Below are 12950 nucleotides of genomic sequence, written 5' to 3'. Positions count from 1 at the left end.
CGCCATGCACAAGACAAAGACATCCACCTCCTTCTTCTCCACCCGCTTCGCCCTGCCGGTGCTGCTCGTCGCGGCCAGCCTGCTCGCGGCCTGTGGCACACCGTCCGGCCCGGCCGGTCCGGGCACGGGCAGTACGGCAACGCCTGCGCGTCCGCGCGCGGAATTCATCCGCCCTGCCCCCGGCGCCACGCTGTCGCGCTTCGACGGCAATCGCAACAAGGGCATCGACATCGCCGGCGACCTGGGCGATCCGGTGATGGCTTCGGCCGACGGCCGCGTCGTGTACGTGGGCGGCGAACTGCGCGGCTACGGCAACATGGTCATCGTCAAGCACAACGAGACCTATCTGACCGCCTACGCGCACAACAACGTGATCCTCGTGAAGGAAAAAGACGTAGTGCGCCAGGGGCAGAAGATCGCCGAGATGGGCAAGAGCGGCGCCGATCGCGTCAAGCTGCACTTCGAGATCCGCAAGCAGGGCGTGGCGGTGAACCCCGAGCCCTATCTGGACGGGCGAGCCAGGTAAGACTCAGGACTGGGGCGCCGCTTCGGCAGTGCGCAGGATGGCCTCGCGCAAATCTGTCGGAACATCCACGGCGCGGTGGCTCTCCAGCGAGGTGGTGACAAGCACCTGCCGCACCTCCATGCGCGTCTGCCCGGCAGCGTCGAAGCAGCGCAGCAACAGCGTCAACGAACGCGTTCCCAGGCGATCCACCGAGAGCGACAACGTCACCAGGTCGCCCATGCGGCTCACGGCGCGAAAGTCGGCCTCCAGCCGAACGGTCGGCAGGCCGATGCGCCGGTCGCCCACCAGTGCGTGGTAGCTGATGCCGAGGCCCTCGCTGACCCAGTCCTCGACCAGCCCGTTGAGCATCACGAAATACTGCGGATAGAAAACGATGCCGGCCGGATCGCAGTCGGAAAAGCGGATCAGCCGGGGGCGGCGAAACTCGCCCGATGCCGCGGGAATAGCGGGTTCGATGGTCATCAGCTCTCCTCGCCCGCCGGCTCGCCGCGCATCACGTGGACGCGCAGTGCGCCCAGCTGGCTGTGCATCAGCCGCACGGTTTTCATGTCGAGCCCCGAGAACATCTCGAGAATCCATTGCTCGTGTTCGCTCGCCATGGCCTCGAAGGCGCTGACGCCCTTGGGCGTCAGGCTCACGATCCAGGCGCGGCGGTCTTCGGGGCTGGCAGTGCGCAGGACGACACCTTCGCGCTCCAGTTCGTCGGTGAGGCCGGTCACGTTGCCGCCCGTCACCATGAGGTAGCGCGAGAGCACGCGCATCTTGAGTCCGTCGCGGTGGCGGTAGAGCTGCGCCATGTAGTCGAATCGCGCCAGCGAAATGCCGAAGCGCGCGCGCAGGCGCCGCCGGATCTCGCCCTCGATCTGCGTGGTGCTGGCCAGCATGCGCAGCCACAGCCTGAGCATCGCGTGGTCTCCGCGGCCGGCGCGCGCTTCATGGCCCAGTTCTTCGGCATCGCTGAGCGCGGCGTGCGAGGCGTCGTTGCGCGTCATGTGACCTCGCCGCCCGACACCGAGATCGATTGGCCGTTGACGGAGGCCGCAGCCTCGCCGCAGAGCCACCGCACGGCGTCGGCCACCTCGGCCGGCTGCACGATGCGCTGTTGCGGGTTGACACCGGCGAACCCGGCCATCGCGTCGGCCTCGCTGCGGCCGGTCTTGCCGACCACGTTGGCCACGCTGGCGCGCAGGATGTCGGTGTCGGTGTAGCCCGGACAGACCGCGTTCACGGTGATGCCCTTGCGCGCCACCTCCAGTGCCAGCGACCGCGTCAGCCCGATCACGCCGTGCTTGGCCGCCGTATAGGCGGCCACGTAGGCATAGCCCTTTTGCCCGGCGGTGCTCGCGATGTTGACCACCCGGCCCCAGCCCGCGTCCAGCATGTCGGGCAGCGCGGCCTGCGAGCAGAGAAAGCTGCCGGTCAGGTTCACGGCCAGCATGCGCTGCCACAGTTCGAACGAGGTCTTGAGGAACGGCGCGCTCTCGGCCTGGCCGGCGTTGTTGACCAGCACCGTCACCGGGCCCGAGGCGGCCCGCGCCGCGGCGAACGCGGCGGCGACCGCTGCAGGATCGCTCACGTCGGCCACCGCAATGCCGTGCTGGCTGCCCGGCAATGCATTGCGCACCAGAGCCAGCGCGGCGCCGTCGCGCCCGACCAGGGTGATGCGTGCGCCCTCGGCGGCCAGCGTCCTGGCGATTTCCGCGCCGATACCGCGCGCGGCGCCAGTCACGAACGCATGGCGGCCCGCCATCGTGTGGGTGGCGGCCATCAACCGCGCTCCCCGCTTCTGTGTTTCTTCATCGAGTTTCCCGGCGCGGCGCCGCGATCCCATGTGGCCGTGGTCACACCGCGTTCGCGCAATCTGAATTTCTGTACCTTGCCATTCTCGGTGCGCGGCAGGTCGGCCAGCACGTCGATGTAGCGCGGAATGGCGAAGTACGGCAGGCGGGATTCGCAGAAGCGCGCGAGTTCGGCCGGATCGACCGCCTGGTCCGCGCGTGCCACCAGCGCCGCCATCACCTCGTCTTCGGCCAGCTCCGAGCGCACCGGATAGACCGCGCATTCCGCCACGCCAGGATGGCTCAGCAGCACCTGCTCGACCTCGAAGGACGAGATGTTCTCGCCGCGGCGCCGGATCGCGTCCTTGATGCGGTCGACGAAACGGAAAGCCCCGTCGTCGTCGCGCACCACGCGGTCGCCGGTGTGGAACCACAGGTTGCGCCAAGCCTCGACCGTCTTGGCGGGCATGTTGAAGTAGCCGGCCGCGAAGGCATGGGGCGCATCGGCGCGCAGCAGCAATTCGCCGGCCTCGCCCGGTCCAACGGGCACGTCGTCCTCGTCGGCCACGCGGGCCTCGAAGCCCGGGCGCAGCCAGCCCATGACACCCGTGCGCGGCGAATCGGGCGCGGTGGCGATGACGAAGTTCGTCTCGGTCGAGCCGTAGCCTTCGAGCAGCAACACGCCGGTGCGCGCCCGGAATGCGGCGCCCGCCGCCGCGGGCACTCCCGGCCCCAGGCCGATGCGCACGCGGTGCGCACGCTCGGCCGGCCCTTCGGGTTGCGCCAGCAGGATCGGCACCATGGCGCCGAGCAGGTAGACCACGGTTGCGCCGCAGGCCTGCATGGCGGGCCAGAAGCCCGAGGCCGAGAAACGCGTTTCGAACACCACTTCGCAGCCCGTGATCGAGGCCTGCGCGAGGGTGTTGAGTGCATTGATGTGGAACAGCGGCAAGGTTGTGCACAGCACGTCGTCGGCACGCACGCCGAGCACGTCGGCACTGTTCACGCCCCACGCGTAGTACTGCGCATGTGGGCAGACCACGCCCTTGGCGGGGCCGGTGGTGCCCGAGGTGTAGAGGATCGCGAGCGGGTCGCCGGGCTGAACCCCGGCCGCCGCGACCGCATCGGCGCCGGCGGGATAAGGCACGGCGCGCAGCGGGACGGCGCCAACGTCACCATCCCCCGCACCATCCACCGCGCCGACCACCCAGATTTCGCGCAGCTTCGTGCGGCCCAGGTCGGCCGTCTGCAGGCGCTCCAGAAACTGCGCCTCGATCACCAGCAGTTCGGCCTGGCTGTCGAACACGAAATACCCGATCTGCGGCCCCATGGACGCCGTGTTGACCGGCACGACCACGGCGCCGAGCCAGCCGCAGCCCAGAAAGACTTCCAGAAACTCGATGCGGTTGCTGGTCATCACGGCCACGCGGTCGCCGCGCCGCACACCGGATCGGGCGAGTGCGCCCGCGCGCGTGGCGGCCGCGTGCGTGGCCGAGCGGTGCGACCACTGCCCGCCCGCAAGCCGCAGCAACGGCCGGTCGCCGAACAGATCGGCCTGGCGCCGCAGCATCTCGGGCAGCGTGCGCTGCGCGGGCGGCAACGGATCGGCGACGACGCCGGCCTCAGTCTTCATCCTGCGTACCCCCGCCGAGGTAGGTCGCCTGCACACGCGGGTCATCGGCCAGCGCATCGGAAGCGCCCGACAGCGCGATCTCGCCGGTTTCGAGCACATAGCCGTGGTCGGAGGTTTCGAGCGCGGCACGCGCGTTCTGCTCGACCAGCAGGATCGAGACGCCGTCGTCGCGCAGCTTGCGCACGATGGTGAGAATGTCGCGAACGATCAGCGGCGCGAGCCCCAGGCTCGGCTCATCGAGCATCAGCAGCCGCGGCGCCGACATCAGCGCGCGCCCCACCGCGAGCATCTGGCGTTCGCCGCCCGACAGCGTGTCGGCACGCTGCGCGCGGCGCTCGGCAAGCCGCGGAAAGCGGTCGTACACCGACTGCAGCTGCCGCTTCATGGCATCGCCGCGCAGCCGCCGCGCATAGGCACCGAGCTGCAGGTTGTCGAGCACGCTGAGTTCGCCGAACAGCTCGCGCTTCTCGGGCACCAGGCACAGCCCGCGCTCCACGCGCGACTCGACATCCAGGCCCTGCAGGTCTTCGCCTTCGAAGCGCAGGGTGCCCTTGCAGGGCAACAGCCCCATCGCGGCGGCCAGCAGCGTCGTCTTGCCGGCGCCGTTGGGCCCGATCACCGAGATGATCTGCCCGGGCTCCAGGCTCAGCGAGACGCCGCGCACGGCCTCGACCTGCCCGTACGACACATGCAGATCGCCGATCTCCAGCATGGCGGTCATACGACGCTCCCCAGGTAGGCGGACTGCACGCGCTGGTCGGCGCGCACGGCGGCCGGCACGCCCTCGACCAGCTTGGAGCCGAAGTTCATGACCACCAGACGGTCCACCAGTTTCATGACGAAGTCCATGTCGTGTTCGACGATGAGAATGGTCACCCCCTCGTCGCGCAGCTTGCGCAGCAGGTCGCCCAGCGCCATCTTTTCCTTGCGGCGCAGGCCGGCGGCGGGCTCGTCGAGCACCAGCAGCACCGGGTCGGCGGCCAGCGCGCGTGCGATTTCCAGAATGCGCTGCGTGCCGAGCGGCAGGCTGCCGGCGAGCTCGTAAGCGCGGTCGCCGAGGCCGATGCGGTCGAGCTGGCGCTGCGCTTCCTGCAGGATCTGGCGCTCCTCGACGCGGTCGAGCCGTAGCCCGGCCTTCAGCACGCCGGCGCTCGTGCGCGAATGCGCGCCCAGCGCCACGTTGTCCAGCAGGCTCATGTGCGGCCTGAGCTTGACGTGCTGGAAGGTGCGCGCCAGCCCCAGGCGCGCCACCTGCCGCTGCGGCAGGCCGGCGATGTCGTGCTCCAGAAAGCGCACCTGCCCGGCCGTCATCGGCAGCGTGCAGGTCAGCAGATTGAACATGGTCGACTTGCCCGCGCCGTTGGGGCCGATCAGCCCGACGATCTCGCCCGCCTTCACGTCGAAGCTCACGTCATTGACCGCCACCAGGCCGCCGAAGCGCTTGACCGCACCGTTGACCGTCAGCACCTGCGCGCCGCGTTCGGGCAGCTTGCGGTGCGCGAGCGGCTCGACCGTTGCCGCGTCGTAGCGCGCTGGCTGGCGTGTACCCGACCACCGGCGCGACCAGCCCCGCAGCAGTCCCATGAGACCGCCGCGCGCGAAGTGCAACAGCAGGATGAACAGCGTCGCGAAGGCCACCGCCTCGAGCTGGCCGGCGCGCTGGGTCAGCATCGGCAGCACGTCCTGCAGGCCGTTCTTGAGCACCAGCACCAGCGCCGCCCCCACCAGCGCGCCCGACAGCTGGCCCAGCCCACCGGCCACCGCCATCAGCAGGTATTCGATGCTGGCACGCACGTCGAACGGCGAGGGGCTGACGAAGCGGTTCATGTGCGCGTAGAGCCACCCCGCCAGACCCGCCAGCAGCGCCGCCGTCACGAACAGCGTGAGCCGCACGCGGTAGGCGTCGGCACCCACGCTGGAGAGCAGCGTGGCGCCGCCGCGCAGGCCCCGGATGGCGCGCCCCGGCCGCGACTGGAGCAGGTTGTGGCTGAACAGGCACGCCAGTCCCACCAGGGCCCAGATCAGGTAGTACATGGCGCGCGGATCGGCCAGCGACCAGCCTGCGATGTGCAACGGCGGAATGTTGGAAAGCCCGGTGTGCCGTCCGAGCGCCTCGACGTTGCCGAACAGCATGGCGATCGACAGGCCCCAGGCGATGGTGCTGAGCGGCAGGAAGTGCCCGCCCAGGCGCAGCGTCAGCATGCCGATGGCCAGCGCCGAGAGGCCGGTCAGCAGCAGCGAGAACAAGAGCCCGATCCAGGGCGAGTAGCCCTGCGTCGTGGTGAGCCAGGCAGTGGCATAGGCCGCGATGCCGACGAAGGCCGCCTGCCCGAAGGACGTGGCCCCGCCCACGCCCGTGAGCAGCACCAGACCCAGTGCCACCAGGGCGCCGATGCCGATGTCGTTGAGCAGCGAGACGGTGAAGTTGCCGGCCAGCGCCGGCACCAGGGCCAGCACGAGGACGACGGCGCCGGTCAGCAGCATGCGGTTGCGGCCGCGCTTTTGGGCGGGGTTCATTGGTCCACCTCTTCTTCTTCCTCTTCGACGTGCTTGACCAGGAACGATCTCAGCATCAGCACCGGGATCAGCAGGCTGAAGACGATCACGTCCTTCAACGCACCGCTCCAGAAAGAGGCAAAGCTCTCCACCACGCCCACGGCGAGCGCGCCGACGGCCGTCAACGGGTAGCTCACGAGCCCGCCGATGATCGCGGCCACGAAGGCCTTCAGGCCGATGATGAAGCCGGAGTCGTAGTACATGGTGGTCACGGGTGCAATCAGCACGCCGATCAGCCCTGCCAGCAAGGATGCGCAGCCGTAGGCCAGCAGCGCCGTGCGCACCGGGCGGATGCCCACCAGGCGGGCGCCCACGCGGTTGACCGCCGTGGCGCGCAGCGCCTTGCCGGCCACGGTGCGCTCGAACACCAGGAAGAAGAGTCCGCTCAGGACGATGGCCGCACTCACCATGAGCACCACCTGCCCGCTCACCGTGAATCCGTCACCCAGCGCGAATGCACTGTTGGTGAGCGCGGTGGTGCGCGAGCCCTCCGGCCCGAAGAACAGCAGGCCCAGCCCCGAGAGCAGGAAGTGCAGCGCGAGCGAAACGATCAGCAGCACCAGCACCGACGCATCGGCGATCGGCTGGAAAACCACGCGCGCAAGCAGCGGCGCAATCGGCACCACCAGCAGCACCGCCATGGCGATCTGCACCGCCACCGGCATGCCCGGGCGCGCCACCAGCCAGGCCAGTGCGCAGGGAATGGCCGGCAGCACGCCCCAGGTCAGCACGGCTCGGGGGATGTGCCGCGCGTCGCCCCTGCGCAGCAGGCTGCCGATTTCGGTCAGCATCGCCAGCACTGCCAGCACCGCCACGAGGCCGATGGTGGGCGGCACGCGGCCGGTTTCGAACGCGGCAAGCGTGAGCGCGGCAAACGCCGCAATGTCGCCGAACGGCACGAACACCACGCGCGTGACGGAGAAGATCAGCACCAGGCCGAGCCCGGCCAGCAGGTACACCGCACCGTTGGCCAGCCCGTCGGTGAAAAGGATGAGTGCGACGTCCCACGTCATCGGGCGTTCCTCCAGCCCACGGAAGCAGCATGCAGGAGGTTCACGGGGCGAGCTTCCATTGGCCGTTGTCGAGTTTCACGATGACGCGGGCACGTTCGTCCACGCCATACAGGTTGCCGGGCTTGAAGCTGTAGACGCCGTGCGTGCCGACCACCTCGCTGGTGCTGAAGATGGCGTCGCGCAGCGCCACGCGAAACTCGGGCGTGCCGGGTTCGGCCTTCTTCATCGCGCGCGATGCCGCGTCGGCGAACACCAACCAGCCGTCGAAGGAATAGGCCGAGAAGGCATCGTTGGTGGGGGCGTTGTTCACGCGCTGGAACACGGCGCGAAAGTCCATGCCAATCTTCTTGGCAGGATGGTCGGCCGGCAGTTGCTCGGCCACGATGACCGGGCCGGTGGGCATCAGCGCACCCTGCGCGGAGGAGCCCGCCACGCGCACGAAATCGGGGTTGATGAGCCCGTGCTGGCCATACACACCACCGCGGAAACCGCGCTCCGCCAGGGCGAGGAACGGCAGTGCACCGGGCGTTCCGGCGCCACCGGTCATGACCGCATCGGGCCGCAGCGCCACGATCTTCAGCACCTGCCCCGTCACCGATGCGTCGGCGCGCGCGTAGCGCTCGTTGCTGACCACCTTGATGCCGGCGGCCGGCGTGGCCTTCATGAGCGCGTTGTAGACCAGGTCGCCCCAGGCATCGGTGAAGCCGATGTAGCCGACCGTCTTGACGCCATCGCGCTTCATGCGGTCGACCACCGCATCGATCATCAGCTGCGGGGGCTGGGCCACGGTCATTACCCACGGGTTCTCGGCCGGGTCGAGCGAGATCGGAGTGAGGCCGATCATCGGCGTCTTCGCGTCGCGCCCGACTTGCGCCATCGCGATCGCCGAGGGCGCGCCCGAGGTGCCCATGATCACGTCGACCTTGTCTTCCTCGATCAGCTTGCGCGCATTGCGGCCCGCCGTGGTGGGGTCGGAGCCGTCGTCCAGCACGATGAGCTGGATCTTGCGCCCGTTGATCTCGGGCCGGTAGGCCAGCGCGGCCTGCATGCCCTTGGCATACGGAACGCCCAGCGACGAATTCGGTCCCGACAGCGAAACGCTCAGGCCAACCTTCAGGTCGGCCGCGAGTGAACCCGCGGCGCCGCCGACGATCAGGGCGGCAGCAACCGCGTTGCGGGTCAGGGTCTGCATCAAGCTCTTCATGTCTTAGCTCCTGGTAGGTGGAAGGGTTGAAAACGCCTAGATAAACAACTGGATGGCCGGCAGCGCGCGCCCGGCCTGGAGAAGGTCGACGCGCTTTTGCCGGATGGCCCAGCCCGTCGGCGTGCGCGCGAGCAGATGGCGGCAGCTGCCGGCGAGCAGCACCTGCGCGTCGCCGCGCGCCTCCACATAGAGAAACGGCGTACGCAGCGTGACCGTGTCGCCGGCAGCGTCGTCGCGTTCCAGCACCGGCTGCTGCAGCACGTGCTGGCAGTGGCTCGCCGGGTGCTGCGAATGCGCGCGCGGGTTCTTGAGGCGCTCCACCCGCAGCGTCAGCAGCAGGCGGTCTTCATAGGCAATGGAGTTGTGCGAATGCGGGTCGGCCTGCGCCGCCCCGAGCAGCGGCACCCAGTAGTGGCCGTCTTCGGCGAACAGCGCCAGCCATTCGTCGAAACGGCCCGCATCGAGCAACGCGGCTTCGGCGACGACGAATTCGCGCGGATCGGCGGTCATGCGGCAGCCTCCATGCCCAGCGCCATGTACCGGGCCCAGGCCCGGAACTGGTTGCGCATGAGGAGTTCGTTGGTGCCGTTGGTCGTGAGCGTGGATTGCGCCAGCTCGGCCGGGTCGAAATTCCGGTGCAGGCTGACCCAGTCGTTGCCATCGGCGCGCAGGCCCTGCTGGATGCTTTCGAACAGGTGCACGTCGTCGTGCGCCACCACCGACATGGGCGAGAACACCAGCCGGTTGTAGGTCATGGCCCTCTCGAGCAGCACATCGGGCGCACCCGCTGCGCGAAAGCTCCAGGCCTCGATCAGCGTGCGGTCGGCAGCCAGCGGCCGGATCACGCGGATGGCTTGCGGCGAACCCTTGACCGACAGGCTCGGATAGAGGACGGAGTTCTGCGGCGAGCGCTCCAGGATGTCCGCCGCGCGCTCGGCGCCGTGCGCTGCGCGCATCGCGGCCTCGTACTCGGGCAACTGGGCATAGCCCGAGTGGATGCTGAAGTTCACGCCCAGCACGCTGTGCCCGTTGGGGAAGATCCGCCCGCCCATCTTGTCGAAGAAATCGTAGCCGGCGCCGAACGGCAGGATCTGCTCCATCGCCATGGGCTTGGGGGCGTCGGGCGCATGCCCCTGCCACAGCGCTTCGGCCGCCTGCGTGGCCGATTCGTGGGTCGACATCGGGTGCACCGTGTCGTTGATGTTCTCCAGGTACATCTTCCAGTTGCAATGGACGATGTTGCGCAGCACGCCGCCGGCCACCGTGAGGCGGCCTTCCGGCGAGCGGTCGACCATGTTGTCGATGGCTCCGAGCACCTCGCCGAAATAGTCCTCGAACGCGGGGCCGGCGTCGGACAGGCGCACGAAGACGAAGTCGCGATACACCGCCACGTGCTTCACCGCAGCCATGCCCTGCCCCGATTCGCACGCCTTCAGGCCCGTGCCTTCGTAGCCGCTCTTCAGCGGAATCGCCAGCGGTGCGCCATCGAGCTTGTAGGTCCAGGCGTGGTACGGGCAGCGAAAGAACCGGCCGGTGTTGCCGCTCTCGTCGGTGACCAGCCGCGTGCCCTTGTGGGCGCAGCGGTTGTAGAGCACGCGCACGGCGCCGTCGGCCTGTCGCACCAGCAGCAATGGCCGCCCGGCAATGTCGAGGGAGACGAAATCACCGGCATTCGGCACCTGGCTGGCGTGGCCGATGTAGGTCCAGGTCGTGGCGAAGAGGTGCGCCTGTTCCAGCGCGAAGAGCTCCTCGCTCAGGTAGAGGTCGCGGTGAACCCGGTCGTCCTGAACCAGCGCCGCGACAAGATCGGGGCGGTTGCGGTAGACAGTCATGGTGCGGCCTGGGCGGGTGGTGGATGGGTGGGCGTGCCCGGGGCCTAGGGCACCAGCTTCCACTGGCCCTTTTCCATCCGGACCATCACGATGCCGCGCTGGTCGGAGCCGTAGCGGTCGTCGGGCTTGAAGGTGTAGATGCCGTGCGTGCCGACCAGCTCGCGGGTAGCCACGATCGCCTCGCGCAACGCGGCGCGGTACTGCGGCGTGCCGGGCTCACCCTTGGTGCGCGAGGCCGCATCGGCGAGCAGCAGGTAGGCGTCGTAGGTGTAGGACGAGAAGGCATCGGTGGGCACCGCCCCGTGTGTCTTCTGGTAGGCCGCGCGAAACGCCATCGACACCTTGCGGATCGGGTTGCTCTCGGGCAGCTGGTCGGCCACCAGCACCGGGCCGCTGGGCACCTGCAGGCCCTCGATCGACGCACCGCCCACGCGCACGAAGTCGGCGTTGATGAGCCCGTGCGTGCCGTAGATCTTTCCTTTGTAGCCGCGCTCGGCCAGCGCGAGGTACGGCAGCGCGCCGGGCGTGCCCGAGTTGCCCGCGAAGACCGCGTCGGGCCGGCTGCCGATGATCTTCAGCACCTGGCCCGCCACCGACGAATCGCTGCGCGCATAGCGCTCGTTCGCGACCACCTTGATGCCGGCGGTGGCGGCGCTTTTCATGAGCGAGTCGTAGGCGAGATCGCCGAGCGCATCGGAAAAACCTATGAAGGCGACCGTCTTCACGTCGGACTTCTTCATGCGCTCGACCACCGCAGCGACCATGAGCGGGAATGGCTGCGACACCGTCACCGTCCATGCGCCGTCCGCACCCGGAATGGTGACCGGCGTGGGCGAGATGAGCGGCGTGTTGAGTTCGCGTGCGACCGCCGCGATGGCCATGGCGCCCGGCACGCCCGAGGTGCCGATGAGCACGTCGACCTTGTCTTCGACCACCAGCTTGCGCGCGTTGCGCCCGGCGGTGGTGGGATCGGAGGCGTCGTCCAGCACGATCAGTTCGACCTTGCGCCCCCCGATCTGCGGATGCTCGGCGAGCGCGGCGCGAATGCCTTTTTCATACGGCACGCCGAGCGCGGCCACCGGGCCCGAGAGCGAGCTGATGAAGCCGATCTTCAGATCGGCCGCCATGACCTGCGCGGCCGCCAGAGCGAGCGCCGTGGCGCCAAGGATGCGGGGAATGGTGTTCATCACTTGTCCAGCTTCCACTGGCCCTTTTCGAGCTTGACGACGACGCGCGAGCGTTCGTCGGAGCCGTAGCGGTCGGTCGGTTTGAAGTTGTAGACGCTGTGCGTGCCCACCAGCTCGCGGGTAGCCACGATGGCATCGCGCAGCGCCAGGCGGAACTGCGGCGTACCGGGCTCGGCCTTGGTGGCAGCCGCACGCTGCGCCGCGTCGAGGAACAGCAGCCAGGCGTCGAAGGTGTAGGCCGAGAACGCATCGGTCGGCGGCGCGCCGTTCGCCTTCTGGTAGGCGGCGCGGAAGTCCATCGACACCTTGCGGATCGGGTTGTCGGCCGACAGCTGCTCGGCCACGATCACCGGGCCGGTCGGCGCGAGCAGGCCTTCGACCGCTGTGCCGCCGACGCGCACGAAGTCGGGGTTGATCAATGCATGCATGCCGTAGATCTGGCCCTTGTAGCCACGTTCGGCCAGCGCCAGGTAGGGCAGCGCACCCGGCGTGCCCGAGGTGCCGGTGATGACCGCGTCGGGCCGCAGCGCGACGATCTTGAGCACCTGTCCGGTCACCGACGTATCCGCGCGCGCATAGCGCTCGTTGGACACGACCTTGATGCCGGCCGGCTCGGCGCTCTTTTGCAGGGCGTCGTACACCAGGTCGCCCCATGCATCGGAGAAGCCGATGTAGCCGACCGTCTTCACGCCCGACTTCTTCATGCGCTCGACCACCGCGCTCACCATGAGCGGCGCCGGCTGCGGCAGCGTGACCATCCAGGCGCCGTCTTCGCCGGGCAGGTTCGCGTTGGCAATGGAGATCAGCGGCGTCTTCGTTTCGCGGGCAACGGCGGCGATGGCCAGCGCGCCGGGCGAGCCGGCGGTGCCGATGATCACGTCGACCTTGTCCTCGTCGATCATCTTGCGGGCATTGCGCGCTGCGGTCGACGGGTCGGACGCATCGTCCAGCTGAACCAGCTGGATCTTGTGGCCACCCAGCTCGGACTTGTAGGCGACCGCCGCCTTCATGCCCTTCTCGTACGGGATCCCGAGCGACGACACCGGCCCCGACAGGGAGGTGATGAAACCGACCTTGAGATCGGCCGCCCATGCGCCCGCGGTGGACAGGGCGCCAAGGCCGAGGGCAATGCCCGCGGATGCACAGATTCGGATCAGGACTTTCATGGCAATGCTCCAGAAGGTTTCACGGGACGACGGATGGATGCGCAAGTGGTTGGTG

Annotated in this window: 13 protein-coding genes; 1 reads left to right on the top strand and 12 read right to left on the bottom strand. The window is 68.8% G+C overall.

Features of this window, described 5'->3' with window-relative positions:
* Positions 1-4 precede the first annotated feature (4 nt).
* Positions 5-526, top strand: coding sequence for a murein hydrolase activator EnvC family protein (locus tag QTI05_RS22305; RefSeq protein ID WP_286619695.1), 522 nt, complete (start codon positions 5-7; stop codon positions 524-526).
* Between the two features lie 3 nt (positions 527-529).
* Here QTI05_RS22305 and QTI05_RS22300 read toward each other — a convergent pair whose 3' ends face one another.
* Genes QTI05_RS22300 through QTI05_RS22245 form a run of 12 tightly spaced genes read right to left on the bottom strand, consistent with a single transcriptional unit; the run spans position 530 to position 12895 of the window.
* Positions 530-988 (bottom strand): acyl-CoA thioesterase, encoded by a 459-nt coding sequence (locus QTI05_RS22300; protein ID WP_286619694.1) that lies wholly within the window; start codon positions 986-988, stop codon positions 530-532.
* Entirely contained in the window at positions 988-1518 is a 531-nt protein-coding gene (locus QTI05_RS22295) for a MarR family winged helix-turn-helix transcriptional regulator (protein WP_286619693.1), read from the bottom strand. Before QTI05_RS22295 ends, QTI05_RS22300 begins: the two co-directional genes overlap by 1 nt.
* Positions 1515-2294 carry an SDR family NAD(P)-dependent oxidoreductase gene (locus QTI05_RS22290; protein WP_286619692.1) on the bottom strand — a complete coding sequence of 260 codons (780 nt, stop codon included), beginning with the start codon at positions 2292-2294 and terminating at the stop codon, positions 1515-1517. The genes QTI05_RS22295 and QTI05_RS22290 overlap by 4 nt, the downstream gene beginning before the upstream one ends.
* Entirely contained in the window at positions 2294-3937 is a 1644-nt protein-coding gene (locus QTI05_RS22285; protein ID WP_286619691.1) for an ATP-dependent acyl-CoA ligase, read from the bottom strand. The genes QTI05_RS22290 and QTI05_RS22285 overlap by 1 nt, the downstream gene beginning before the upstream one ends.
* The gene (locus tag QTI05_RS22280; RefSeq protein ID WP_286619690.1) at positions 3927-4658 is read right to left on the bottom strand and encodes an ABC transporter ATP-binding protein; all 732 of its coding nucleotides are present in this window, start codon (positions 4656-4658) and stop codon (positions 3927-3929) included. The genes QTI05_RS22285 and QTI05_RS22280 overlap by 11 nt, the downstream gene beginning before the upstream one ends.
* The gene (locus tag QTI05_RS22275) at positions 4655-6454 is read right to left on the bottom strand and encodes a branched-chain amino acid ABC transporter ATP-binding protein/permease (RefSeq protein WP_286619689.1); all 1800 of its coding nucleotides are present in this window, start codon (positions 6452-6454) and stop codon (positions 4655-4657) included. The genes QTI05_RS22280 and QTI05_RS22275 overlap by 4 nt, the downstream gene beginning before the upstream one ends.
* Entirely contained in the window at positions 6451-7506 is a 1056-nt protein-coding gene (locus tag QTI05_RS22270) for a branched-chain amino acid ABC transporter permease (protein ID WP_286619688.1), read from the bottom strand. Before QTI05_RS22270 ends, QTI05_RS22275 begins: the two co-directional genes overlap by 4 nt.
* Before the next feature lie 40 nt (positions 7507-7546).
* Positions 7547-8710: an ABC transporter substrate-binding protein gene (locus QTI05_RS22265; protein ID WP_286619687.1), complete on the bottom strand. Its 1164-nt coding sequence runs from the start codon at positions 8708-8710 to the stop codon at positions 7547-7549.
* Between the two features lie 36 nt (positions 8711-8746).
* A complete protein-coding gene (locus QTI05_RS22260; protein WP_286619686.1) occupies positions 8747-9220 on the bottom strand; it encodes an aromatic-ring-hydroxylating dioxygenase subunit beta in 474 nt (157 codons plus the stop codon).
* Positions 9217-10542: an aromatic ring-hydroxylating dioxygenase subunit alpha gene (locus tag QTI05_RS22255; RefSeq protein WP_286619685.1), complete on the bottom strand. Its 1326-nt coding sequence runs from the start codon at positions 10540-10542 to the stop codon at positions 9217-9219. Before QTI05_RS22255 ends, QTI05_RS22260 begins: the two co-directional genes overlap by 4 nt.
* Positions 10543-10586: 44 nt before the next feature.
* The gene (locus QTI05_RS22250; RefSeq protein WP_286619684.1) at positions 10587-11729 is read right to left on the bottom strand and encodes an ABC transporter substrate-binding protein; all 1143 of its coding nucleotides are present in this window, start codon (positions 11727-11729) and stop codon (positions 10587-10589) included.
* Positions 11729-12895 carry an ABC transporter substrate-binding protein gene (locus tag QTI05_RS22245; RefSeq protein WP_286619683.1) on the bottom strand — a complete coding sequence of 389 codons (1167 nt, stop codon included), beginning with the start codon at positions 12893-12895 and terminating at the stop codon, positions 11729-11731. Before QTI05_RS22245 ends, QTI05_RS22250 begins: the two co-directional genes overlap by 1 nt.
* Positions 12896-12950 lie beyond the last annotated feature (55 nt).

Source organism: Variovorax fucosicus, assembly GCF_030316825.1.
GTDB classification, from domain to species: domain Bacteria; phylum Pseudomonadota; class Gammaproteobacteria; order Burkholderiales; family Burkholderiaceae_C; genus Variovorax; species Variovorax fucosicus.
This window is presented reverse-complemented; position numbering and strand designations above follow the sequence as displayed.

What these genes read in the sequence shown, in the direction of transcription:
- QTI05_RS22245 (WP_286619683.1), bottom strand. Translation starts at nt 12,895, where the DNA reads ATGAAAGTCCTGATCCGAATCTGTGCATCCGCGGGCATTGCCCTCGGC.
- QTI05_RS22280 (WP_286619690.1), bottom strand. Translation starts at nt 4,658, where the DNA reads ATGACCGCCATGCTGGAGATCGGCGATCTGCATGTGTCGTACGGGCAG.
- QTI05_RS22250 (WP_286619684.1), bottom strand. Translation starts at nt 11,729, where the DNA reads ATGAACACCATTCCCCGCATCCTTGGCGCCACGGCGCTCGCTCTGGCG.
- QTI05_RS22295 (WP_286619693.1), bottom strand. Translation starts at nt 1,518, where the DNA reads ATGACGCGCAACGACGCCTCGCACGCCGCGCTCAGCGATGCCGAAGAA.
- QTI05_RS22275 (WP_286619689.1), bottom strand. Translation starts at nt 6,454, where the DNA reads ATGAACCCCGCCCAAAAGCGCGGCCGCAACCGCATGCTGCTGACCGGC.
- QTI05_RS22255 (WP_286619685.1), bottom strand. Translation starts at nt 10,542, where the DNA reads ATGACTGTCTACCGCAACCGCCCCGATCTTGTCGCGGCGCTGGTTCAG.
- QTI05_RS22285 (WP_286619691.1), bottom strand. Translation starts at nt 3,937, where the DNA reads ATGAAGACTGAGGCCGGCGTCGTCGCCGATCCGTTGCCGCCCGCGCAG.
- QTI05_RS22290 (WP_286619692.1), bottom strand. Translation starts at nt 2,294, where the DNA reads ATGGCCGCCACCCACACGATGGCGGGCCGCCATGCGTTCGTGACTGGC.
- QTI05_RS22260 (WP_286619686.1), bottom strand. Translation starts at nt 9,220, where the DNA reads ATGACCGCCGATCCGCGCGAATTCGTCGTCGCCGAAGCCGCGTTGCTC.
- QTI05_RS22300 (WP_286619694.1), bottom strand. Translation starts at nt 988, where the DNA reads ATGACCATCGAACCCGCTATTCCCGCGGCATCGGGCGAGTTTCGCCGC.
- QTI05_RS22265 (WP_286619687.1), bottom strand. Translation starts at nt 8,710, where the DNA reads ATGAAGAGCTTGATGCAGACCCTGACCCGCAACGCGGTTGCTGCCGCC.
- QTI05_RS22270 (WP_286619688.1), bottom strand. Translation starts at nt 7,506, where the DNA reads ATGACGTGGGACGTCGCACTCATCCTTTTCACCGACGGGCTGGCCAAC.
- QTI05_RS22305 (WP_286619695.1), top strand. Translation starts at nt 5, where the DNA reads ATGCACAAGACAAAGACATCCACCTCCTTCTTCTCCACCCGCTTCGCC.